This window comes from Paenibacillus sp. PL91, assembly GCF_012935325.2.
Taxonomy (GTDB): Bacteria; Bacillota; Bacilli; order Paenibacillales; family Paenibacillaceae; genus Pristimantibacillus.
On the sequence record NZ_JABBYG020000012.1, the window covers coordinates 83,026 to 106,106 of the forward strand.

General features: G+C 49.9%; 15 protein-coding genes. 10 read left to right on the forward strand and 5 right to left on the reverse strand.

Annotated features, from left to right (window positions below; translation table 11 throughout):
• Window positions 1-115: 115 nt before the first annotated feature.
• The 4 genes from HI950_RS24010 (at window position 116) to HI950_RS24025 (ending at window position 9,528) form a co-directional block, all read left to right on the forward strand.
• On the forward strand, window positions 116-1,786 hold the full coding sequence (locus tag HI950_RS24010) for an extracellular solute-binding protein (RefSeq protein ID WP_411268136.1): 1,671 nt from the start codon (window positions 116-118) through the stop codon (window positions 1,784-1,786).
• Window positions 1,787-1,860: 74 nt separating this feature from the next.
• Window positions 1,861-6,735 (forward strand): X2-like carbohydrate binding domain-containing protein, encoded by a 4,875-nt coding sequence (locus tag HI950_RS24015; RefSeq protein WP_169088268.1) that lies wholly within the window; start codon window positions 1,861-1,863, stop codon window positions 6,733-6,735.
• A gap of 52 nt (window positions 6,736-6,787) precedes the next feature.
• Complete coding sequence (locus tag HI950_RS24020) at window positions 6,788-7,924, forward strand: SGNH/GDSL hydrolase family protein (protein WP_169088270.1); 1,137 nt, start codon at window positions 6,788-6,790, stop codon at window positions 7,922-7,924.
• A 386-nt stretch (window positions 7,925-8,310) separates the two neighbouring features.
• Entirely contained in the window at window positions 8,311-9,528 is a 1,218-nt protein-coding gene (locus HI950_RS24025) for an MFS transporter (RefSeq protein ID WP_169088272.1), read from the forward strand.
• A 96-nt stretch (window positions 9,529-9,624) separates the two neighbouring features.
• Here HI950_RS24025 and HI950_RS24030 read toward each other — a convergent pair whose 3' ends face one another.
• From HI950_RS24030 to HI950_RS24050, 5 genes are all read right to left on the reverse strand, one after another.
• Entirely contained in the window at window positions 9,625-10,320 is a 696-nt protein-coding gene (locus tag HI950_RS24030) for a hypothetical protein (protein ID WP_169088273.1), read from the reverse strand.
• Between the two features lie 24 nt (window positions 10,321-10,344).
• A complete protein-coding gene (locus HI950_RS24035) occupies window positions 10,345-11,112 on the reverse strand; it encodes a hypothetical protein (protein ID WP_169088275.1) in 768 nt (255 codons plus the stop codon).
• A gap of 156 nt (window positions 11,113-11,268) precedes the next feature.
• A complete protein-coding gene (locus tag HI950_RS24040) occupies window positions 11,269-12,495 on the reverse strand; it encodes an amidohydrolase family protein (protein ID WP_223285481.1) in 1,227 nt (408 codons plus the stop codon).
• Window positions 12,496-12,695: 200 nt separating this feature from the next.
• Window positions 12,696-13,412, reverse strand: a complete 717-nt coding sequence (gene tatC / locus HI950_RS24045; protein WP_169088279.1) for a twin-arginine translocase subunit TatC — start codon at window positions 13,410-13,412, stop codon at window positions 12,696-12,698.
• Between the two features lie 12 nt (window positions 13,413-13,424).
• Entirely contained in the window at window positions 13,425-13,682 is a 258-nt protein-coding gene (locus HI950_RS24050) for a MerR family transcriptional regulator (protein WP_169088281.1), read from the reverse strand.
• Between the two features lie 317 nt (window positions 13,683-13,999).
• Here HI950_RS24050 and HI950_RS24055 point away from each other — a divergent pair, with 317 nt between their 5' ends.
• The 6 genes from HI950_RS24055 (at window position 14,000) to HI950_RS24080 (ending at window position 23,022) form a co-directional block, all read left to right on the forward strand.
• Window positions 14,000-14,185: a twin-arginine translocase TatA/TatE family subunit gene (locus HI950_RS24055; protein WP_169088283.1), complete on the forward strand. Its 186-nt coding sequence runs from the start codon at window positions 14,000-14,002 to the stop codon at window positions 14,183-14,185.
• A gap of 1,073 nt (window positions 14,186-15,258) precedes the next feature.
• Window positions 15,259-16,314, forward strand: a complete 1,056-nt coding sequence (locus HI950_RS24060; protein WP_169088447.1) for a LacI family DNA-binding transcriptional regulator — start codon at window positions 15,259-15,261, stop codon at window positions 16,312-16,314.
• Window positions 16,315-16,605: 291 nt separating this feature from the next.
• Window positions 16,606-19,413, forward strand: coding sequence for a beta-galactosidase (locus tag HI950_RS24065; protein ID WP_169088285.1), 2,808 nt, complete (start codon window positions 16,606-16,608; stop codon window positions 19,411-19,413).
• Between the two features lie 56 nt (window positions 19,414-19,469).
• Window positions 19,470-20,414, forward strand: coding sequence for an ABC transporter permease (locus HI950_RS24070; RefSeq protein ID WP_169088449.1), 945 nt, complete (start codon window positions 19,470-19,472; stop codon window positions 20,412-20,414).
• 12 nt (window positions 20,415-20,426) lie between these two features.
• Complete coding sequence (locus HI950_RS24075) at window positions 20,427-21,338, forward strand: carbohydrate ABC transporter permease (protein ID WP_169088288.1); 912 nt, start codon at window positions 20,427-20,429, stop codon at window positions 21,336-21,338.
• A 79-nt stretch (window positions 21,339-21,417) separates the two neighbouring features.
• A complete protein-coding gene (locus HI950_RS24080; RefSeq protein WP_169088290.1) occupies window positions 21,418-23,022 on the forward strand; it encodes a DUF3502 domain-containing protein in 1,605 nt (534 codons plus the stop codon).
• Window positions 23,023-23,081 lie beyond the last annotated feature (59 nt).

Below are 23,081 nucleotides of genomic sequence, written 5' to 3' on the forward strand. Positions count from 1 at the left end.
ATGTAATAGCACATGTACGGCAGCAACGCGTGCAAAGGAGGTGGTGCGTATGTAGCAAGCAGGCACGAGAAAACGAAGGCAAACACTTCATCATTCGAAAAGGGAGCGATAACAATTGAAAAAGAGACTCGTAAGTTTGTTGGCAACGATCCTGATGGCCAGCATGACGCTTGCTGCATGCTCAAGCAATAATGCGCCTGCCAATACTGCCTCAAACGCGCCAACAGCACAATCGGAAGAGACGGGAGCAACCGCACCGGTTGAGGTTTCCATTTTTGCCGTACAGGAACCGAACATTGATTTGGCAACGAATAAATTCACCAAGTTCGTAGAAGAGAAATTCAACATCAAGCTTAAATTCGAAACGACTCCACCCGATGGCGCGCAGGAAAAACGCCAAATTTCACTAGCTAGCGGAGACTATCCGGATGCTTATATGCTGCCGGGCTATATCGATCAATTCACGCAAGCCGATGTCGTGAAGTACGGCAAGCAAGGGGTGCTGGTGCCTCTGAATGATCTGATTGAGAAGCATGCCCCTAATATTAAAGCAGCGATGGAAAGCAACTCAGATTTGAGAGCGTTTAACACGGCGCCGGACGGCAATATTTACGGACTTGTCGCATACAGCCAGTGCTTCCATTGCTCGTACCCGAACAAAATGTGGATCAATACGGATTGGCTGGAAAAATTGCAGCTGGAAATGCCGAAAACGCCTGAGGAATTTAAGGCTGTACTGACAGCGTTCAAAACAAAAGATCCAAACGGCAACGGCATTGCCGATGAAGTGCCGCTCAGCGGATCGAAGGAGGACTTTGGCGTACGCGTCATTCCATTCCTCATGAACGGCTTCGTCTATGACGACGACCGCAATTACTTGAACCTGACGAATGGAAAGGTAGAGTCGGCAGCGCTTAAGCCGGAATGGAAAGAAGGCTTAACGTACATCAAATCCTTGTATGACGAAGGCTTGATCGATCCAGGCGCGTTCGCGCAAAACGCGGAAGCGTTCAAAAAAATCGGCGAAAATGGCGACGCTCAAATTCTGGGCGCTGGCGCCGGCATGCATCCAGCAATTTTCGTAAACATCGATGTAGGCAACAAAAACTCAGCCTCCTATAATCCAGTACCTCCGCTTACGGGACCGCATGGCTCGTTTGCGACGCATGATGGCGGCGGCGTGGCACCGGGAGCGAAATTTGCGATTACGAACAAGGCATCCGAGGAGCAGCAAATTGCCCTTATTAAATTGGTCGATTACATGTTCACAGAAGAAGGACAAACGAACGGCGCTTCAGGTATGGAGGGCATCGACTGGAGAAAGCCGAAGGAAGGCGAAGTTGCGCTTGGAGAAGGCGTAGAACCGAAGGTTGCGACGATTCCTGCGGTTGAAGGCGAAGCGCCTCGCAATGCGGGTTGGAGCGGTACCGCACACTTCTTCATGCCGAGGGAATACCGAGACAGCTGGGTTCAAGGTACGGATATTTATGATTCTGCAAACTATGAGCGGAGATTGTACCAAGCGACGCTGCTGTATCAAGGCCACGAGCCGAAGGAGCTGTTCCCGCTTTGGGCGATTTGGGTCGATTCGGCGGAAGTGGACGAGGCGAGCATTTTGCAAACGAACATCAAGTCGTATATCGAGCAAAGCGCGCTTCAATTCGTTACCGGCAATAAAAGTCTGGAGAAGGATTGGGACGCTTACGTAAAAGGGCTTAAGGATCTGAAAATCGATCGTTACCTGGAAATTTTGCAAAAAGCGTACGACGCATCGTTTAAATCATAAAAAACTTCTCAGGATCAGGTTCTTTATTGCGAAATAAAAGCCTGATCCTATTTCATAAAAAAAGGAGATTAATAATGACGCAGATGATGAGAAAATCGCGCTTGTGGCTGCTAATCGTCGTGATGATCACGACGCAGCTAGGAATAATGGCACCGAAGGCAAATGTCGCGGAGGCGGCTAACAACGGGTTGGCCGCTAAACCTTACATGGGCTGGAGCAGCTACAGCTTGCAGGTTTATACAGGCAACGGGCAGTGGATTACCGAGGACAATATTAAGGCGCAGTCGGATGCGATGCATGAGAAGCTTCAGCCATACGGCTACGAGTATATTAATATCGACGCGGCTTGGAACGGCGGAATGGACGAGTATGGACGGCCTATTCCGAGCACGACGCTATATCCAGGCGGTTTTCAGAAGGTCATCGATTACGTCCATGCGAATGGACAAAAGATCGGTCTATATGGCATTCCGGGCTTATCGCCGCAAGCGTATGACCAGGATTTGCCGATCTATGGCGCTCCCGGCTGCTCGATGCAGGACATTGCAGCTCAGCCGATCCAGGAATCGGACTATTGGGGCATTGGCTACAAAATCGATTTCTCGAAGCCATGTGCGCAAAGCTATATCAATTCGATCGCCGATCTGTATGGCGAATGGGGAATCGACTTTTTGAAGTTTGACAGCGTGACGCCGGGCTCGGGCATTTCCGATCTCTCCCTTGATGCGCGCGATGACGTAAAGGCCTGGGCGCAGGCGCTTGCTCCACACAATATTTGGCTGGAGCTTTCATGGGCGCTTGACATCAAGTACATCGATTATTGGAAGCAGTATGCCAACGGATGGCGCATAGACTGGGATATCGAGTGCTACTGCGGCGACGGCGGCTTAACGACATGGCCGAGCATCGCTAGGCTTTTCCCGAAAGCGGAACAGTTCTGGCGCCATGCAGGCCCGGGCGGCTGGAATGACTTTGACTCGCTGAATATCGGAAATGGAGCGATGGACGGCATAACGAAGGACGAGCGTCAAACGGCAATGTCCTTCTGGGCGATTTCTTCCGCGCAGCTGTACATTGGCAATGACATGACCAAGCTGGACGATTACGGCATTGAGCTGTTAACGAATGAAGAGGTTATCGCCGTCAATCAGGCTGGCCGTCCAGGGCATCCGGTATCGACGGCTACCGAGCAGCAGGTATGGTATGCCAATAATGGCGATGGCAGCTACACGGTTGGACTTTTTAACCTTGGCAGCTCTGCTGCGACCGTTAACGTCAATTGGAGTGATATCGGACTTACTGGGCCTGCGACTGTTCGCGATCTTTGGAGCCATGAGGATTTGGGCACCTTTGACACTGGCTTCAGCTCCATTGATCTCGCTTCGCATGCATCGCGCTTGTTTAAAGTCGTTGCGCAGGATGGAACGGTAACGGCGAATGATGACGATACCGGCATGAAGTATACGGGCGCATGGGTTAGAAACGGCGGGCAAGAGCTAGTTGGCGACAAACAAAATTTGGTTATTGATGTAAGCGATGCGGCGGCGCAGAACAGCGGCATTACCCCTGCCGCTGCGAGCTTCGATAAGAACACGACGGCGCAAGCTGATGTTACGACGGTGATGACGTTAAACGGAAATACGCTGAACAGCATTTCGAGTAATGGAGCAACGCTTGTTGCTGGTACAGATTACACCGTATCGGATGATGAGGTGACCATTAAGAAGGAATATTTGGCGACAAAATCAATTGGCACCACCAATTTAACGTTTACCTTCAGCGGCGGGGCTGCGCAGACGCTTGCTGTCACCATAAGCGATACAACGATAAGGGATAGCCGCGTGACTCCTGGAACGGTTAGCTTCGATAAGAAGCCATCGGCACAGAATGACGTCTCGCTGACGCTTGCGCTAAACGGAAATGATTTGCTTGGCGTAGGGCATGCTGGAAACGCTTTGGCGGCGGGTACAGACTATACCGTATCAGGCAGCCAGCTTACGATCAAAAAGTCATACTTAGCCGCGCTTCCAACGGGTACGACGGCCATGGCCTTCTCTTTTAGCGGAGGTTCGGAGCAGAACGTTTCTCTAGTCGTAAGGGATACATCCATTGGCGGCTCGATCTCAATCAATGATGACCATGCTTCCATCGTGTATACAGGAGGCTGGAACCGCAGCTATAACCGCGGACTTGGCGATTACATGGATGATGTTCATTATGCGGAGAAAGACAACAACGATTTCTTGGAATACGCTTTTACGGGAACGGGAATCGAATTCATTACAGAGCTTGATCCGTCTCAGGGCGAAATGGACATTTACGTCGACGACCAGTTCCAGCAAACGATCAGCACCTACAATATAGGCAGACTAGCGCAGCAGCCTGTGTTCAACATAACAGGACTTGCTGATGGCCCTCATACGCTAAAAGCGGTTAAAAAATCCGGATATTTTATGCTGCTGGATCAATTGCGGGTCAGCGTACCGGATTTGATTAGCGCGAGTACCGCCGCCTTTGATAAGGCTAACGGTCAGCAGGCGGATATTGCGATAACGACAACGGGCGATGGCAGCAGCTTGAGCAGCATCACGAGCGGCGCAGCAGCGTTGTTATTGGATACGGATTACACAGTGGCGGGCAATGTGGTAACGATCAAGAAGGAATATGCTGCCGCTCAACCGCTTGGAACGACGAGCTTGACCTTCGCTTTTAACGGGGGAGCGGCTCAAACGCTTTCGATTGCGGTTAGTGATTCAGCGGCAACGAACAGTACGATAAATCCAGCAGCAGGCAGCTTCGATAAAAAAGCCGACCTGCAAGCAGATGTCACGACAACGATGACGCTTAATGGAAATGCTCTGGTAAGCATTGCGAATGGCGGAGCAGCCTTGGTGTCAGGCAGCGATTACACGCTAGCGAATGACGAAGTTACGATTTCAAAAGCGTATCTGGCAAACTTGCCGGTGGGAACTGCTAACCTGAGCTTTATTTTCGACCAAGGAATGGCACAGACCTTATCGATTGCGATAAGCGATACGACAGGCCAGAACAGTACGATCAGCCCAAGTGCGATAAGCTTTGACAAAAAAGCAGCTGCGCAGGCCGATGTTACGACTAATGTCACCTTCAACGGAAACAGCTTGAGCGGCATTGCTGATGGCGCGACGACTCTGCAAGCTGGCGTTGACTACCTGGTATCGGGCAGCCAGCTTACGATAAAGAAGGAATACCTTTCGGCTAAGCCGAACGGCATGACGAATCTGACCTTGTCCTTTAGCGGCGGAGCTGACCAGAGCCTAGCTATTGCGATAAGTGACACAGCGAGGGGCCGCTATGTATCGATCAACAATGACGACAGCGGAATTTCCTATAAGGGCGCATGGCAGCACAGCAGAAATAGGGGATTTGGAAATTACAAGGATGATGTGCATTTTACGGAAGCGAACAACGATTATTTTGAGTATACGTTCGAGGGATCAGGCATTGAATTGATAACGGAGAAGGATACCTCGCAGGGAGATATCGACATCTATATAGATGGCGTATTTAAGCAGACGATCAGCGCGTACCATGCAAGCAGACAAGTTAAGCAAACGCTGTTCAGCATTGAAGGGCTTTCTGAGGGAGCCCATACGATTAAGGCCGTTAAGAAATCAGGCTATTACATGCTGCTGGATCAGTTGAAATTCAAAATAGCGGATATGATCAGCCCGGATTCGGCAAGCTTTGACAAGACCGCGCAGGCTGATGTGACGACAACGCTTAGCATTGACGGTAGCAACCTGCTCAGCGTTATGAATGGCGAGACACCTCTTGCAGCGGACGAAGATTACACGATTTTGGGCAATGTGATCACGATTAAGAAAGAGTACCTAGCTGCACAGCCGGACGGATCGGTCAGCCTGGCAATCTCCTATAAAGGCGATTACCAAAATGACATCCATGCCGCAGAGGCGAATGGTGATTATATGGAATACGCATTCAAAGGAACAGGCATTTCATTGCTTACCCCAAAATCAGCTTCACAGGGCGACATCGATATTTACGTAGACAATGTATTTAAGGAAACGGTAAGCGCGTATAACGCAAGCAGGCTTAAACAGCAAGCGGTATACAGCATTTCTGGATTGGCAAATGGATCTCATACGCTCAAGGCTGTGAAAAAATCGGGCGATTATATGCTGGTCGATGGCGTGAGCTTCAACGTGAATGCCGCAACGCTGCCTTCGGCAACGCCACCGGCGGAAACAGCAACACCTACACCAACGCCGGCATCAACACCGGTATCAACACCGGTCACAACACCAGTCACAACACCGGTATCGACACCAGTAGCATCGCCGACCACAACACCAACTGCTTCTCCAACGGCAACGCCGACAGCAAAGCCAGGCATTGTGAATGTGGCTTTCATGAACGGCTATGAAGACGGTACCTTCAGGCCGGATGCCAAAATGACGCGCGCTGAGATAGCCGCAATACTATCGAGAATCGTCACGCGCGAAGCAGCAGCTGCCGAAATGGCTTACAGCGACGTTCAATCAACCGGTTGGGCGAAGGACGCGATTTCGAAAGTGACGCAAATGGGCTTGATGAATGGATACGAAGACGGCACATTTGGCCCAGGGAAATCGATCACACGCGCTGAGATGGCTAAGCTTATTGCATCGCTAATTGGCGACACTCAGAAAACAGGAGCAGGCTTTAAGGATATTGCCAATCATTGGGCGAATGCTGATATATTGAAGGCTCAGGTTGCTGGAATCATTAATGGTTATAAGGACGGAACGTTTAAGCCGGATCATGCGCTGACTCGGGCCGAAGCGGCTAGTATGATCAACAAGGTGCTTGGCAGAGATAAGCCGGACGGCTCAGCGGAATCTCCATGGAAGGACGTTCCAAGCACGCATTGGGCTTTTGCAGACATTTTAGCAGCATCAGTTAAATAGTATTGCGAGCCCTCCTAATTCATTAGGAGGGCTCTATTTAGGAGGATTAACTATGAGAAAGCTAGATCAATCAGGCAGCAATTATATGAAACTACGTAGTGGATTGCCAAACCTCGGCAAAAAGCTTTATCATAACGAACCAATAGTCGTCGCTTTTTTTGGAGGCTCCATAACCGAGGGCTATGGAGCGTCTGATCCGGATAAGACGAGCTGGCGTGCATGGACGGAAAGCTATTTGATGGAACGATTTTCAGCGGAGAAGGTGACTTGTATAAATGCGGGGGTTGGGGGGACTAATTCCACCTTCGGCGCCCATCGTTTGAAAGAGCATGCTCTGCAAAGCGGAGAAATGGATTTATTGTTCGTTGAGTTCAGCGTCAATGACGGGGAGGATCGCGAAGAATCCATTCGAGGTATGGAAGGAATCGTACGGCAGTGCAGGCGCCTTTCGCCAAAGGCGGATATATGTTTTATCTACACGGCGGCAGAAAAAAATTTGTCAGCTAGGGTGCCGTTTAATATAGCCGTTCATGAGGAAGTTGCGGCTTATTATCAACTTCCATCGGTTAACTTTGCAGCGAGCATCTATGATCGGATAGAGGCAGGGCAGACGCGCTGGGAGGAGCTTGCCCCTGATCTTGTCCATCCAAATGATGCGGGTTATGCGCTGTATGCACAGTATGTGCGGCACTTTTTAGAAGAAGCGCTTGCCAGTTATGCCGAGAGAGGGTTTGCGCCGAGAAAAATAGCTTTGCCAGTTCCTTTAGACGATAGAAACTTTGAGCGTGCAGCTATGCTAGATTTAAATCAAGTGAGCCAGCAAGAAGGCTTTTCGCTGATGAATATACAGCCAGAGCCGCTTATTAATTGGCGTTATCCTGCCGAGCATCTTTTTACGGATAGGGAGGGTGCTTCCCTTTCTTTTGCCGTTAATGGGCGTAGTGCTGGAATTTTGCTATTATGCGGCCCCGATACCGGCATATTTGAATATTCGTTAAATGGGTTAACCTTTAATCAGGTTCAATTGTTTGACGATTGGTGCTTGGGCGCATATCGGCCCGTTATTGCGATGTTTCCTCTACCAGAAGAAGAGCAAATCATGCAGATCACAGTCCGAAATACAAGCTTGAAGGATGGTCGAAGCACGGGGACTTGCCTGCGGATTTTGAGAATTTTCAGCAATGAATAAGAGGTTGAATTAGTATTTTAACCCTACGGAGGGATTGGATAATGTTGTGATCAGGACGCTTTTTAGATTGGATTAGTCATGAATATGGTGAAGAGTATTCTGTTTTATTGGAGAAGCTTCTGAAAAAACTGGATTAAACTTAATCAGTTATTGGATAAATGGTTTAAGAAATGGTGGAGCCGGGCAAGTTCTGACTCCACCATTTTTCCGTTCGGCTGCTCTAAGCGCAAATAACCCCGTTAAGGTTCATTAGACGTGGTTTGTAAGGGTTTTCCTTGTTTTTGCTCCTTATTGCGGTTTTTGAACAAACGGTAAAGGAGGCGTATAGTGGGTATTAGTGTAAATGCATCGGACATAAACGAACTAGGCACTGGGGGTTACCGAGTATGGAATCATGGAAGCGTACAATGTGGATCTTATGGTTCGGCGTTTTGTTTTGCAGCTCAAGCTATACGATGTCGGTTCCCTTCCTGCCGTTGTTCCTCTTCGATTTGGGAGTGCCGGAAAGCTCTGTGAATCTATGGGCGGGAATCGTGCATTCCTCGGCGTTTCTTGTTGGGGCTGTCATGGCTCCCTTATGGGGCTTGCTTGCAGACAAATACGGGAAGCGGAAAATGGTTATCCGAGCAGGGCTCAGTTTAGCCATTATCTATGCTTTAATCGCTTTTGTGCAGACGCCTTTGCAGCTTGTGGGAGTCCGTATGCTGCATGGCTTTGTCGGCGGATTCGTCCCGGCATCCATGTCGATTGTGGCATCGGTCGCGCCTAAGGAGAAACTGGGCTGGAGCCTTGGTGTGATGCAGGCTGGGACGATGACGGGGGGCATTCTCGGCCCTCTGTTCGGGGGGCTGCTGGCAGAAGCATTTGGCCTGCGCAGGTCGTTCGTTGCATCGGCTATCATCATACTGGCTGCGACAGTTGCGGTAATTGTATGGGTTAGAGAAGGAAAAGCGGAAGCGCCAATAGCAGCTTCCGAGAAAAAGCAGGCGAAGCCAGTTACTTACCGCATGGCGTTTCGCAACCGCGGGCTGATGAGCATGCTGCTCTTGCTCGTGCTCTTCCAGCTTTCGGTCAATATGATTCAGCCGCTGCTTACGCTGCATATTGCTAAATTGCAAGGCGGGCTGCAAGGAGCTGTGCTGTCAGCTGGTTTCGTTCTCTCACTTATTGGAATCGCCGGCATTCTCGCATCTCCGGTCTGGGGGAGGCTCGGCGAGAGGAAAGGGTACTACCGCATTTTGGTTATATGCTTGATTACTGCCGGTATGGTCATTAGCATGCAGTACTTCGTTCAAGATTTGTGGCTGTTCGCCGTCGTACAATTCATCTTCGGCTTGTTCATGGCGGGTATCGGCCCGATTGTAAATACACTAGTCGTCCAAAGTACGGATGAGCAGTTTAGAGGCAGATCCTTTGGGCTTACGACGAGCGCGAATCAGTTTGGCTCCATGCTAGGGCCGCTCATCGGCGGCTTGCTCGGACTAGCTGTCGGCATCCATTGGATTTTTGTCGCTACCGGCATGATGATGGCTGCCGCTGGTGTGAGCGTATGGATAAAGCGGAGGAGCGAGCTGGGGCAAGCGCGTATTCCATCAAGCCGTTAAAGCGAGCTATCAGCATCTTTAAATAGGTTTGCACAAAAAAAAGGCTGATCTCTCCTGCAAGGGAAAGATCAGCCTTTTTTTAGAGAGGCAATAATATTAAAGGACGTTAGGACCAATAACCTCTCCACTGAAATGGATCTCGGTGATTATCGGGTTGTTAAAATTAGTAATGAGGCTAGGCGCGCCATCCGTAATAACACTAAAACCTGAAGCTGTACCTGCTGCTCCCGTATCGGTGCATTCAAAGGTTGTCGTAAAGGTTCCGTTAATCAGCATTGTACTGCCGGCCGCCAGATTGATTTGAGTTATACTTCCTGCATCAACTACTGTACCTACCCGTACACCGACAATTGGCGCATCGCGGAAAATGCTGAAGCGCATAATCTGGCTGGCGAGCGCGAGCTCAGGGGGAGCAGCGCTAACGAAGCTAAAGCTCCATACGATAGTCGCTCTTAACACTACACGGCTGCTAGCATTGACGCTGCCAAGCGCAACGAATTGATTGCTAATTTGTGACTCAGGGCCAATTGTAGCGGGTGCAATAGGCTGAGTGAGCGTGGTGATCGCCGCTCCTCCAGCGACCATGGGATCAGGAATTTCGATGAAATTATAGGATGTCAGCAGCCCAACTCCAGATGGACCTGGCAAGCCTTGCGGGCCAGTTGGGCCTTGCGGGCCTTCCGGTCCGGGTGGGCCGACTCTTCCTCGCCGGGCAATCACGCTAATTTTGGGGATAAGGCGAGGCTTCTTTCTGGAAAGTTTCCTCTTCTGTCTTGGAGAAGCGCATTTCATTTTAGACACCTGCCTTTCAATTTACTAGACGGTATTTGGAAGGATAACCTTTCCACCGAAATGGACTTCATGAATAGTGGGGTTCGAAAAGCTGGTAATAATCGTTGGACCTGAGTCGTTAGGAGCGCTAAAGCCAGTTGCGGCTCCAGCTGCAGCCGTCAGAAAATAGTTGGCTGCGGCTGCTGGCACTCCCGTATCGGTGCACTCAAAAGTGGTAGTGAACGTTCCGGAAACGAGCATCGCCTCTGTAGCCTCTCTATTAATTTCCGTTATTCTTCCAGCGTCAACAACTGTGCCTACCCGTACACCAGATAATGGAGCATCGCGAAAAATACTAAACTGCATCATTTGGTTTCCTACAGCGACCTGAGGTAATCCATCTGTGATAAAGGAAAAGCTCCACACAATGGTTGCTGTCAAGGCGATCCTACTATTAATGTCAATGCCGCTAAGGGAAATGAATTGATTGCTAACTTGCAGCTCTGGGCCAGTTGTAGCTGGTGCAATAGGTAGCGTAAGCGCAGTTATTGCGGGGCCACCGGGAAGCATGGGATCTGGAATTTCGATAAAATTATAGAAAGTAAGCAAACCGATTCCGGGGGCTCCGGTCGGTCCTTGCGTCCCTGGAAGACCTACAGGTCCGGGAGGTCCTGCAGCACCCCGTATTCCCCTAGGAGCGATTACATTAATTTTTGGCTTTCGGCGGACTCTAGTAACGGCACATTTTTTATTGCAGCTTTTTAAGCATTTTCTTTTGATTTTTTTGTGGTGATCTGGAGTGGGACAATCCAATCATTACACCTCCTGTTTATGCTGACTTATCATATGTTTTTTATAAAAGTGTGTGATAGACAGATAACTAGTTTGATAGACAGGAACCTAGAAGAAGGCATTCTTTTTAATAAAAAAAAGGCACCTTCATAGAAGGTACCCAGAATATAGTGGTTATTATTTTGACTTTGCTACTTCAAGCGCACCTGAAGCCAGCGTCCCTTTATGCAAAACGGCCCTGCGCTCCGGCAGGCGGGCAACCGTCTCTGCCGAGCAGCTTGCCGGAACGAGTACGGCAGTTGCCGCGTCGCCGACCTTTGGCCAAATTTGCTTGCCCGATTCATCGAGCGGCATAATGCCGCCGGTAGCTAGTGCGAGCGCGCGGGACAGATTGTATTCGCTCGACCAGCCGTATAGCTGAGCAGCAAGATGTGCCTTTTGCAGCGTGTCCCCGATGCCAAATGGCGACCAGTGATCCGTAATGCTGTCGTTTCCAAGCATTACGTTCACCTTTTGCTTCTGAAGCAGCGGAATCGGCATAACGCCTTTGCCAATTGGAACGGACGAAGCAATCGAGATGCCGAGAGAGGCAAGTCGGTCAGCCATTTCGACGTCGGCGCCTGTCGTTAACGAGGCAAGCGAGAAGGCGTGACTGACGGTAACTTTCCCTTGCAAGCCTGCTTCCTCTGTAAGATCAGCCAATCGGCGAATAGCCTTAATGCCCGTTTCGCCGCCTTCGTGAAGGTGAATGTCGATGCCGGCCTTGTAATCAACCGCAATTTGCACCATCGTATTCAGCGATTTTTCCATATCGGCGTCTACGAGCGTAGGATCTAATCCGCCAACATGCGTCACGCCAAGCTGCATTGCTTCGCGAATCAGCCCCTCCACATTGGATCGAAGCAGGCCGTGCTGCGGAAAAGCAACGATCTCATGAGATATTTTGTCCGAGTAGTTAGCCAGCGCCAGCTTCAGCTTCTCCAGATTTTTGAGGCCTATGGTCTGATCGATATTGCAATGGCTTCGCACATAGGTAGAGCCGTAGCTTAGTATAAGCCCAATAAGCTTCTCTGCTCTTTCTTGAGCGGTTGGCAGCAGCTGCGGAAGCAGCGTTTGTTCCTCAACAATACGGTCGAAAATACCGTTTTTGGTCGGTCTAACTGCTCGCCATGGACCTCCGTAAAAGGTTTTGTCCAAATGAATATGCATATCCCGGAACGACGGCAGGAGCAGCATGCCCTTTGCGTCATAGCAATCGATGCCCTTTGGGTATGCCGTTTTCGGATCGAGTATTTTCGTAATGGTGCCTTTATCGATTTGAAGATTGCGGAGGACGGTTTCGGTTGCAACGACCTGCCCGTTCTCGTACTGATATCCGCTTTCCAGTCGAACGTTGAGCAGCATATAAGAGCTGTTTTTTCCTGGCTTTTTGGTTTTGTCGTCATCCTTCTTTGCGCTATCGGCGTTTGCTTGCCCAGGCGTAAAAAGACCTATTGAGCCCATGACGCCAAGTACCGCTGAAGCGCCGCCTATTTTGCTCACATTGCCTATAAACTCCCTGCGGGATAAGCCGTTTTTTTGTTGATCCATTCGAAACTCCTCCTCTAATCCTTTATTTTACTCGCCCATTTTACGATGGGAAAGCTTGCTTCATACAAGATGACCAAAGGTACCAATACAATGAATGCAGATATGAAATCAGGGGGTGTTAGTATGGTGGATAGGGTGACCAAAATGACATAGGCGAGCCTTCTGCTTTTTCTCAGCCGCTCGGGTGTGACAAGACCGATTTTTGCGAGAAAAATAAGCACGATCGGATACTCAAATACAAGGGACAGCGGCAGTACAATGCGCATCAGAAACTGGATGTATTGTGCTGCGCCATATGTTTCCACCAGCCCCATGGACTGTGTGACGGAGGATGCGAATTGCACGGCCATCGGAAAGACCACAAACCAGCTGAAGGCAAGCCCGATTAGAAATAGCAACAGCGCAAAAGGAATAAGCCAAGGGATTGATTTGCGCTCCTGCTGAGTCAAAGCTGGCTTGACGAACAGCCATACCTGCAGCAGAGCGAAAGGCACCGTTGCGCCAATGCCGATTGCAGCTCCAGTTTGTACGTATAATTGCAGCGCGTCAAATGGGGAAAAAGCGTTCCACAAAATCGGCTGGGCGGGTGAATAGGATTGCTGCAAATAGGCTAACACGGGGCGAACTAGCGCAATTCCGCCGCATAAGGCTATCGCGAATAGGATGAGCACATAAATGATTCTTTTGCGCAGCTCCGTCAAATGATCGATTAATGTTGGTTGTGCGAGCATCAGATCGACCTCCTAACCATGTGCTGCGGATTCAGTTCCACGCTTCATCGCGCGATGCCTAATTTCCGCCGTCATCCAGCCGACCTCCATTTGCTTGCCGATTTCGACCAGCTTCTCAATATCGCGGAAGGAGTATTTGCGAGTGCCTCCCACGGTTCGTTTTGGAGTAATCAGCTTGCGGTTTTCATAATAGCGAATCCGTCTTTCCGACAATCCGGTAAGCTCGCTTACCGTTCCGATATTCATAACCTGCTTATCCATAAACGACATGATGACAGCTCCTTTTACCCCTTTTTTGACGTTGCCAAAGCCACTCCTTTCACCAATATGTAATATTAAATCACGCAATCTGGCTGTGTACCTAAATCATAATGACGGAGGCATGTGCTGTCATTGGATGATGATCCTAACATTTTGAAAAAGGATTAGACGGATCGTACAACAGAGGACCGACGCCAATAAAGGGAATAGGGCTATCGAAAAACCATGTCAAATTATATGACATACTTCGAGACAGCCGCATGTGCATCTGCTATTGTGGAAGCATCGCAGGTCGATTTGCAAAAATGAGAATGAGGTGATGGTTCATGTTGCAAAGCATTGGAATACCGGGATTGATCATGATTTTAGTCGTCATTCTAATCGTGTTCGGCCCCTCCAAGCTTCCAGAGCTCGGAAGAGCGGTCGGACGCACGCTGCATGAGTTCAAGAGCTCCGCTCGCGAGCTGGTAGCCGAGAGTAAGGATGAGCAGGAAACAAAGGGAAGCGCGTAAGATTTAGGGAATCGCGTAAGCTATAGGAAAGCACATAAGCCAAAGGGAAGTGCAAAAGCCATTTGATCGATGTCTGATGAGCGGCACCAGCCGTGTGTGATTGATCGATGGAGGGGGTCGCCTCGAAAGGTCTGGAAGGACATTTCGAGCGATCCTCTTCCGTTTAGATCTTAAAAGTAGATCTATTTTCGCCAAATTAGCCAATTTCGAAAAAATAAGTCTAGAAAATAGACCTAAGCCAGCTCATCCCCCGCCAAATGGCGTTCTAAACGTCATCCCAGCAAGATTAGATCTAAAAAGTAGATCTATTTTCACCAAATTAGCCAATTTCGAAAAAATAAGTCTAGAAAATAGACTTAAGCCAGCTCATCCCCCGCCAAATGGCGTTCTAAACGTCATCCCAGCAAGATTAGATCTAAAAAGTAGATGTATTTTTACCAAATTAGCCAATTTCGAAAAAATAAGTCTAGAAAATAGACCTAAGCCAGCTCATCCCCCGCCAAATCACCGTCTAAACGTCATCCCAGCAAGATTAGATCTAAAAAGTAGATCTATCTTCACCGAACTAGCCAATTTTGAAAAATAAGTCTAGAAAATAGACCTAAGCCAGCTCATCTCCCGCCAAATGGCGTTCTAAACGTCATCCCAGCAAGATTAGATCTAAAAAGTAGATGTATTTTTACCAAATTAGCCAATTTCGAAAAAATAAGTCTAGAAAATAGACCTAAGCCAGCTCATCCCCCGCCAAATCACCGTCTAAACGTCATCCCAGCAAGATTAGATCTAAAAAGTAGATCTATCTTCACCGAACTAGCCAATTTTGAAAAATAAGTCTAGAAAATAGACCTAAGCCAGCTCATCTCCCGCTAAATTGCTAAGCCAGCTCATCCCCTCATCCCCAGCCCCTGTGAAAAATTAGCCTTCTTTTTTGCTATATATGCTCGTATTGATGCTGCCGAATCCGCAGCAAGTACGGCGTACAATTGAAAAATTTGGAATATACTCGTTTCTATTTGTCCAAAAGTCTGTTATTCTACTGAGGAATCGAATTTTGGACTGAGGAGTGAGCAGCTATTAAGCCGGTTACTGTATATGATATTGCGAGGGAAGCCAACGTCTCAGTAGCCACTGTGTCGCGCGTAATCAACAACACGGCTCCAGTAAAAAAGTCGACGAGAGACCGCATCATGGAGCTGATTACGAAGCATCAATTTCAACCGAACGCGCTTGCCAGAAGCTTGTTCAAGAAAGAGACAGGCATGATTGGCGTCATCTTGCCTGACATTACCAATCCTTTTTTTCCTGAGGTGCTAGCAGGTCTTGATCAGGAGGCACGGAGCAAAGGATATACGTTTTTTCTGTGCGATACCGTTTCGACTAATGGCGATTCAGCGGAGCAATATGTGCGTGAGTCGCAATATTTGAGCATCCTGATGGAGAAACAGGTAGACGGCATCGTCATGATCGGAGGCCGCATTAATCTGGCCAAGCTAAGCAAGGAGCTGGCTTACGAGGTCGTTGAAGCGAGCAAGCGCGTGCCGCTGCTGCTTATTAATGGCAATATTCCGGGCGAAGGGCTGACCCGCGTATATGCCGATGAGCGGGAGGGCGCGGAGCTGGCGACGCAGCATTTGATTGATTTGGGCCATCGCGATATTGCTTTTGTAGGCGGGTACAAGCATATGTCCAATACGATGCAGCGCATACAAGGCTTTGTGAAAACGATGGAGAAAAACGGTTTGTCCACACGCAAGGAATGGGTACGAAACGGGGGCTTTTCTGTGGACAGCGGCAAAGCGTTCATGAACGAGCTGCTTAAGCTGCCGGAATTGCCGACGGCTATTTTTTGCGCGAACGATTTGGTTGCCATCGGCGTCATGAAGGCTGCTCATAAAGCGGGACTAAGTGTGCCGCAGGATCTGTCTCTGATAGGGTTTGACGATATTCCTTATGCCTCCAACAGCATCCCGGAATTGACCTCAATTTCCTTGAAATGCTATGACGTTGGACGGAGCGCAGCAGAGCTGCTCCATCAGATGATTACGAAAAACAAAGTAAACAAAAGCACCAAGCTTAGACCTGAGCTCATTGTCAGAGAGTCGACAGCCCCGCCTCGCAATAAAAAATAATGACTAAAAATCAGTTTTAAAAAAAATATTGACAACGCTTACATTGTTGAATAAAATCAAGATGTCAAAAGATTGCAGCGTGTCACCATAATAAATGTAACCCGTTACATAACATTTGCAGCTCTTATTCAAACGAGTCATCACACTAATACACGTCAGCGTACCGTACAGAAAATTAGTTCTGTTTTATTCCGGTCATGGGTGTATTTATTTTTTTCTAAAAATGTAACGGGTTTCATGAAACGGGTTACATAATTAGAGCTTTTAGCCTATTTTGTTGGAGGTTATGACATGGTCATGAAAGTTGGAGCTAGAGCGGCTGTGCAGTTTGATGCGGATGCCGTAAGGATTCAAGAAACCCCACATATTTTGCTATGCGCTTCGCTGTTTTATTTCCGCATTCCTAGGGCGCATTGGAAGGAGCGCATGGAGCAGCTCCTAGCCTTCGGATACAACAGCATCGATGTTTATTTTCCTTGGAACTACCATGAAACAGCCGAAGGAGAATGGGACTTCAGCGGTGAGCGTGATGCGGAGGCATTCCTGAAAGCGGCGGCAGAGGTCGGCTTGTATGTCGTTGCAAGGCCAGGCCCTTACATTTGCTCGGAGTGGGATGGCGGCGCGCTTCCGGCCTATCTGCTTACGAAGGGGCTGAAGCTTCGAGACAATGATGCTGAATTCCTGGGCTATGTTTCGAAATGGTTTGATCGGATTTTGCCATTGCTGAAGGCTTATCAAGCAGGAGAGGGCGGAACGGTGATCGGCGTTCAGCTTGATAACGAGCTCGATTTCTATGACTGTCATGATCCAAAAGGATATATAACGGCGCTGCGCGATATGGCGCTTCATCACGGTATTTCGGTTCCGCTGTTCGCATGCGCTGGCCAAGGCGGCTTGCTGCAAGCATCGGGACTAACAGAGGAGGTCGTTCCGACCTGCAACTTCTATCCGGATAATCGGGAGGCTGAATTTGAGCAGAAGGTGCTTCATTACAGCAATACCTTAGCTGAACTAGGGTATCCGCTGCTCGTTACGGAGACGAATCGAGCGCATTATCTGCTGCGGAGATTGCTCTCATGCGGAGCTAAGCTGCTTGGTCCTTATCTTCAAGTGTCGGGTACCGACTTCGGCTTTACGAACGCGACGAACAACTGGGGCAAGCCGCTTGCGTTCATGACCTCGGATTATGACTTTGGCGGAATGATCTCTCCCGAAGGGCATATCCGCGAGGAAGCGTATGAGGGCAGGCTGCTGAGCCGGTTGATAGCCGCTTACGGCGCTCCGCTTGCGCAAGCAACCCCGCTAGGAAACGAATCATCTGATACGTGGACGATTGCCGGAGACAACGAGCGGGTTGTCGGTCCATATGCTCTGCAGCTGGAAGGCGGCGGAAGCCTTCTGTTCATCACGAATTTGGATGACCGGGATAAAGAAATAGCAATCGAAGCTTCCGGCGATCCGAACGCGGCGGAAAATCATAGCTTTACGATTAAAGCAGGCCGGTCACTGGTTCTTCCCTTTGATATTCCGCTTGGCCTCTGGGGCATGAAAGGGCTGCTTGCAAGCTCAACCGCAGAGCTGTACATGGCAGAAGCATCCGACAGCGAAGCCACTCTAGCCTTCCATACGGAAGGAAAAGGCGAGATCAACCTGCTGCTTCAAGCGCCGCAGGATGTAGAGACGGAGAAGGCGACTGCCGAATTGTCGGAAGAACGCCTTACGATAACCTTTGATGGAAAAGAAGATAGCTTCTGCTTGATCACCACCGCTGATGGACGAAAGCTGAAGCTTTTTATAACCGACAGAAAGAAAGCGCTTTATTTCGAAAAGGCAGACGATAGCGGAGCCATTCAGTACGGGGAGCCGCTCCGTTACACGGAAAGTATCGAGGAAGCGGCGACCGATTGGCGTCTGAGCGTCTTCGATGCAGCAGCGCCATTGTCAGTGGAGGGTAATAGCGGCCCTAAAAACATTGAAAAAGCTGATTACTTAGAGCAGCTCGGCATTTACCGCGGATATGCATGGTACGAAGCGGCAGTTCAGCTCCCGGAAGGAAAGGCGGCGCAAGGGGTGCTGATCCGGCAGGGCAGCGACGTTGTATCGCTGTACGCAGGTGGCGAGTATGCCGGTACGGTTGCGCCAGGCGGCGCCAGCTCCTACCTCCCTTTAAGCAGTAATCTGCAGGATGGCAGGCTGCTTGCCAGGGTGGAAATTTGGGGGCATTCGAACTTTGACGATGCTCGGCTTCCCGGCCTTCGGCTGCATGCGATGAAGGGGCTCAAGGGGCTTGCTGCCATAACGGAAACGCGTGACCTTAGCCGCAATTGGAGCGTCTATCGCGCGGCGGCTAGTTCCTTGCGTACGGAGCTGATTGCCTCTCCCGATTGCAGCCTGTGGCCAATCGTCAATTTTGGCGGCTGGCTGTCGCCCGATCATCCGGCATTCGAATATTACCGGAAAACGTTCCATGCCTCCGCGGATGCCACCTCTTGGACGCTGCATTTCCGCGGCATTCAGTCATTGGCGCGGCTGTTCGTGGGCGGCAAGGATTTAGGACCGATTCATCCGTTTGACCCATTTATCGATATCTCGGAACACGTTACGGCTGGAGAAGCGGTGGAGCTGACAGTTTACGTCGAGCGAGTGCTTGGCTTGCCGTCCGGACAGGTGCATTTGTATGAAGGTGCTGCGGCCGCGGATTGGTCGGTTAGCGCAGCGGAGGAAGCAGAGCTGCACGCACATGCAGAGGGCGCAAGGGTTCAAGAGGCGGCTCAGCAGTTTCCAGTCTCGTTGCAGCCTGGCGAGACGGCTTGGCTATATGCTACCACGATCAATTCAGCAGCGGGATCCGGCTGGCGGGGGAGGGTCGCAGGGTCGGGCCTTAAGCTGACCGTCTTTCTAGAAGGAAGGATCGTTGGACGGCTTTGGCTGCCAAGCGAAGACGAGAACCGGCCGGTCTTCTCGGGCGGGAGCCCGGATTCCTTCTATTTGCCGGGAGCCTGGTTTGAAGGGGATAAGGGAAGGCTGGCGATTTTGCTGGAGGCGGTTGACCGAAGCAAACCTGGATGCTTGGAATCGGTTCAGTTCATATCCGTCTAGCATAGGACTACGAGGGGGAATTAAGGATGGAAACGACCACGACTACGGCCGAGAGGATGCCCCAGAGAAAGCTGCAGCGGATGAGCGGCGGCAAGCTTCGGCGATTTTGGAACAACAAGACGCTTCTGCTCATGTGCTTGCCGGCCATCGCTTTTTTTATCATTTTTGCCTATCTGCCGATGCCCGGCCTGTATTTAGCTTTTATTAACTACAACTACTCGGATGGTATTTTCAAAAGCCCGTTTGTCGCATTCGATAACTTTCGCTTTCTCGTCATCAACGGTGACCTGTGGCGGCTATCGTTCAACACGGTTGCCTACAATCTGGTATTTATCGTGTTAGGAAACGTGCTGCAAATTTTTGTAGCGATCCTGCTGAACGAGATCCGCCGAAAATGGTTCAAAAAAGTGACGCAAACGCTAATGTTTCTGCCTCACTTTATATCCGCCGTGCTTATCGGCCTGATCGCCTATAACGTGCTTAGCTACGATTACGGGCTGTTGAACAGTATTTTGGAGTCGCTGGGCATGGAGCCCGTCAAAACGTATTCCGATCCGAAAATATGGCCGTTCATCATCGTGCTCACTTTTCTTTGGCAGTCGACCGGATACGGCTCCATCATTTATTTTGCAGCCATCATGGGGCTTGACAACGAAATTATCGAAGCTTCGGAAATCGACGGCGCCAATGCCTTCCAACGCATTATTTATATCGTGCTGCCATGGCTGAAACCAACCTTCATCATTCTGATGCTGTTCTCGCTCGGCGGCATTCTCAAAGGGAACTTCGGGCTGTTCTTCAACCTAGTGGGAGCCAACAATACCGCCTTGTATCCGACGACGGATATTATCGAGACGTATGTGTTCCGCTCCCTCATGACGAACTTCAACTTCTCGATCGGCAGCGCCGTAAGTCTCTATCAATCGGTATTCGGCTTTGTCGTCGTCTTGACCGCGAACTGGCTCGTGAAGAAGGCTTCGCCCGAAAACTCGTTATTTTAGGAGGTGTCGACTATGGAAAATACAGAAGAATCACGCAGTATTCGTACGGACGTTAGCGGAATGGTCGTTAAAGCGTTTGGCTATCTATTTATCTCAGCTTTTGCGCTTTGCTGTCTATTGCCCTTCTTGCTCGTCCTCGGCACCTCGCTGACGGCGGAGGGGACGATCAAGAAGTATGGGTTCAATTTTTGGCCCCGCGACTTCAGCACCTTTGCCTACAAAATCGTATTTGAAAACCCGGACCTCATTATCGGCTCCTATCTCGTTACGATGGGAATTACGATTGTGGGGACCGTATGCGGCCTCTTCTTGGTCGCGATGACCGGCTATGCGCTGCAGCGTCCTGATTTCGGCTACCGCAACGGCATCTCGTTTTTCATCTATTTTACGACGCTGTTCTCTGGCGGGCTTGTTCCGTTCTACCTCTTAATGACGCAGTATTTGTCTCTGAAGGACAATTACTTGGCTGTTCTGCTTCCGGGGCTGCTTAGTCCTTTTCTCATCATCATGATGAAAAGCTTCGTTCGCTCCATCCCGCATGCCATTACCGAATCTGCAAAGATTGACGGAGCCGGCGACTTTAAAATATTTATGAAGCTGATTTTACCGATGACGACGCCCGCTTTAGCGACAATCGGCCTGTTCATCGCGCTGGGCTACTGGAACGAGTGGTATAACTCGATGCTGTTCCTCTCGCCGGATATGAAGTATCGTCCGCTGCAGCTGTTCTTGTACAACGTCGTCACTAGCGCCGATTTTATCCGCAATTCGTCCGCGGCGTCCAATGTGCAGCTTCGGGATATGCCGCTGGAATCGATGAAGATGGCTACCGCCGTTGTGGCAACCGGCCCTGTTATTTTGTTCTACCCGTTTGTACAACGGTATTTCATCAAAGGGATTACAGTTGGCGCTGTAAAAGGCTGATGTGCCGCGGGCCTGCAAATGGCCTCTTCACATAACGGGCAATGCCCGATATTCATGAAATCAAAGGGGAGAAGTGCTTATGTCCAGCTTAAAGAAGGTTTCTGCTCTGCTGATCGCCATTATAATGATCATTAGCCTTGCAGCCTGTTCCGGCAGTAACGGAAATAAAAGCGAAGCTACCAACAACGAGGGCAAGGGCAACGAGGGCAGCACGAATACAGCGGACGGCAATAAGGCAGGGGATACGTCCAAATTCGTCAAAGTCAGTTATGTCGTCCTTGGCGATAAGCCTAAGAACGGACAGTTTGAGAAGGTGCTTGCTGAGGTTAACAAGCTGATGAAGGAAAAAATCAATGCCGAGCTGGAGTGGAAATGGGTCGAGTGGGCAGATTGGCAAACCAAATACAATCTGCTGCTGGCTTCCGGCGAAGCGATTGATTTGATTACGATCGGTACGGACTGGCTCGATACATGGGGCAACGCGCAGCGCGGCGCCTTTATGAATCTGGATGATTTGCTGCCGCAATATGCGCCGCAAACCTGGAGCTCCATTCCGGAAGAGGACTGGGCAGAGAGCAAATACAACGGGAAAATCGTGCTGATCCCGGAGAACGATTATACGCAGTGGGTTAACCACGGCTTCTTCTACCGCGGCGATTGGGCGAAGGAAGCGGGCATGACTGATCCGATTAAAGATTGGGAAGGCATCGGCAAATATTTGCAATTCGTGAAGGATAACAAAGAGGGCGTCGTTCCGTGGGATGCTGTTGCATCAACAAGCACGTGGGGCGGTTATGTGCAGTCTTACACCGACAATTTAGAGCTTCCGATTTCGACGGGTTATTTGCCGGTATTTACGACCAAATCGTTTGACGAGAAGTTTTCGGTAGCAAGTCCCGTATTCGAGGATACGTTCCTTAATTTTGCGACGCTTATGAAGGATTGGGCAGATAAAGGCTACTGGCGCGAGGATGTATTGAACAATAAAAACGATAACCGCTCCGCATTGCGGGCTGGATTGTCGGGGCTTGACCAGCATCATACGCAAACCTTTGGCGGGCTGCGCGTGACGATGGATAAGGATCAGCCGGGCTCCGAGCTGCAAATGTTCCCATTTGCGCGTACTGGAGGCAATAACCTGACTGAGCTTTCGATTACGCACGGCGGAACCTCGGTTGGCGCACATAGCAAAAACCCTGAGCGCGCGCTCATGGCTTACGACTTGATTCGCAATGACGAGCAAATTTACCACCTGATCAATTATGGTCTGGAAGGCGTGCAATATGAAGTGAAGGATGGCAAGCGCGTACAGCCTGAGGGCTATGACGAGGCCAAGGATGCCTTCTATGCCGATTTCTGGGGCGGACGCGTCGATAAATTCGAAATTCCGAGCATCACGACGTGGGATCAGCTTGAAGAGACGCTTTATGCGGAGTACGACAAAATCAAAAAACCTTATCCGTACGGTCAATTCGTATTCGATAAGACGCCGGTTGAAGCCGAGCTTACGGCGATCACGCAGGTTACGGGCGAGATGGGCCCTGCCATTACTTACGGTAAAGCAGGTGAACCGGCGCAAGCGGTCGAGCAATTCCGCAGCAAGCTGAAAACGGCAGGCTACGACAAAGTGCTTGCCGAGCTTCAGCGCCAAATGGATGCTTATAAGAAGATGATCGAAGGCTAATGAGTTAGGACGTTACAGCGCAAGAGGAGATGCTAGGCACGATGGTGCGCGTCTCCTCT

Coding starts and splice junctions, on each gene's coding strand:
- HI950_RS24015 (WP_169088268.1), top strand. CDS start 1,861: ATGACGCAGATGATGAGAAAATCGCGCTTGTGGCTGCTAATCGTCGTG.
- HI950_RS24020 (WP_169088270.1), top strand. CDS start 6,788: ATGAGAAAGCTAGATCAATCAGGCAGCAATTATATGAAACTACGTAGT.
- HI950_RS24025 (WP_169088272.1), top strand. CDS start 8,311: ATGGAATCATGGAAGCGTACAATGTGGATCTTATGGTTCGGCGTTTTG.
- HI950_RS24030 (WP_169088273.1), bottom strand. CDS start 10,320: ATGAAATGCGCTTCTCCAAGACAGAAGAGGAAACTTTCCAGAAAGAAG.
- HI950_RS24040 (WP_223285481.1), bottom strand. CDS start 12,495: ATGCTGCTCAACGTTCGACTGGAAAGCGGATATCAGTACGAGAACGGG.
- tatC (WP_169088279.1), bottom strand. CDS start 13,412: ATGCTCGCACAACCAACATTAATCGATCATTTGACGGAGCTGCGCAAA.
- HI950_RS24050 (WP_169088281.1), bottom strand. CDS start 13,682: ATGTCGTTTATGGATAAGCAGGTTATGAATATCGGAACGGTAAGCGAG.
- HI950_RS24055 (WP_169088283.1), top strand. CDS start 14,000: ATGTTGCAAAGCATTGGAATACCGGGATTGATCATGATTTTAGTCGTC.
- HI950_RS24065 (WP_169088285.1), top strand. CDS start 16,606: ATGGTCATGAAAGTTGGAGCTAGAGCGGCTGTGCAGTTTGATGCGGAT.
- HI950_RS24070 (WP_169088449.1), top strand. CDS start 19,470: ATGCCCCAGAGAAAGCTGCAGCGGATGAGCGGCGGCAAGCTTCGGCGA.
- HI950_RS24075 (WP_169088288.1), top strand. CDS start 20,427: ATGGAAAATACAGAAGAATCACGCAGTATTCGTACGGACGTTAGCGGA.
- HI950_RS24080 (WP_169088290.1), top strand. CDS start 21,418: ATGTCCAGCTTAAAGAAGGTTTCTGCTCTGCTGATCGCCATTATAATG.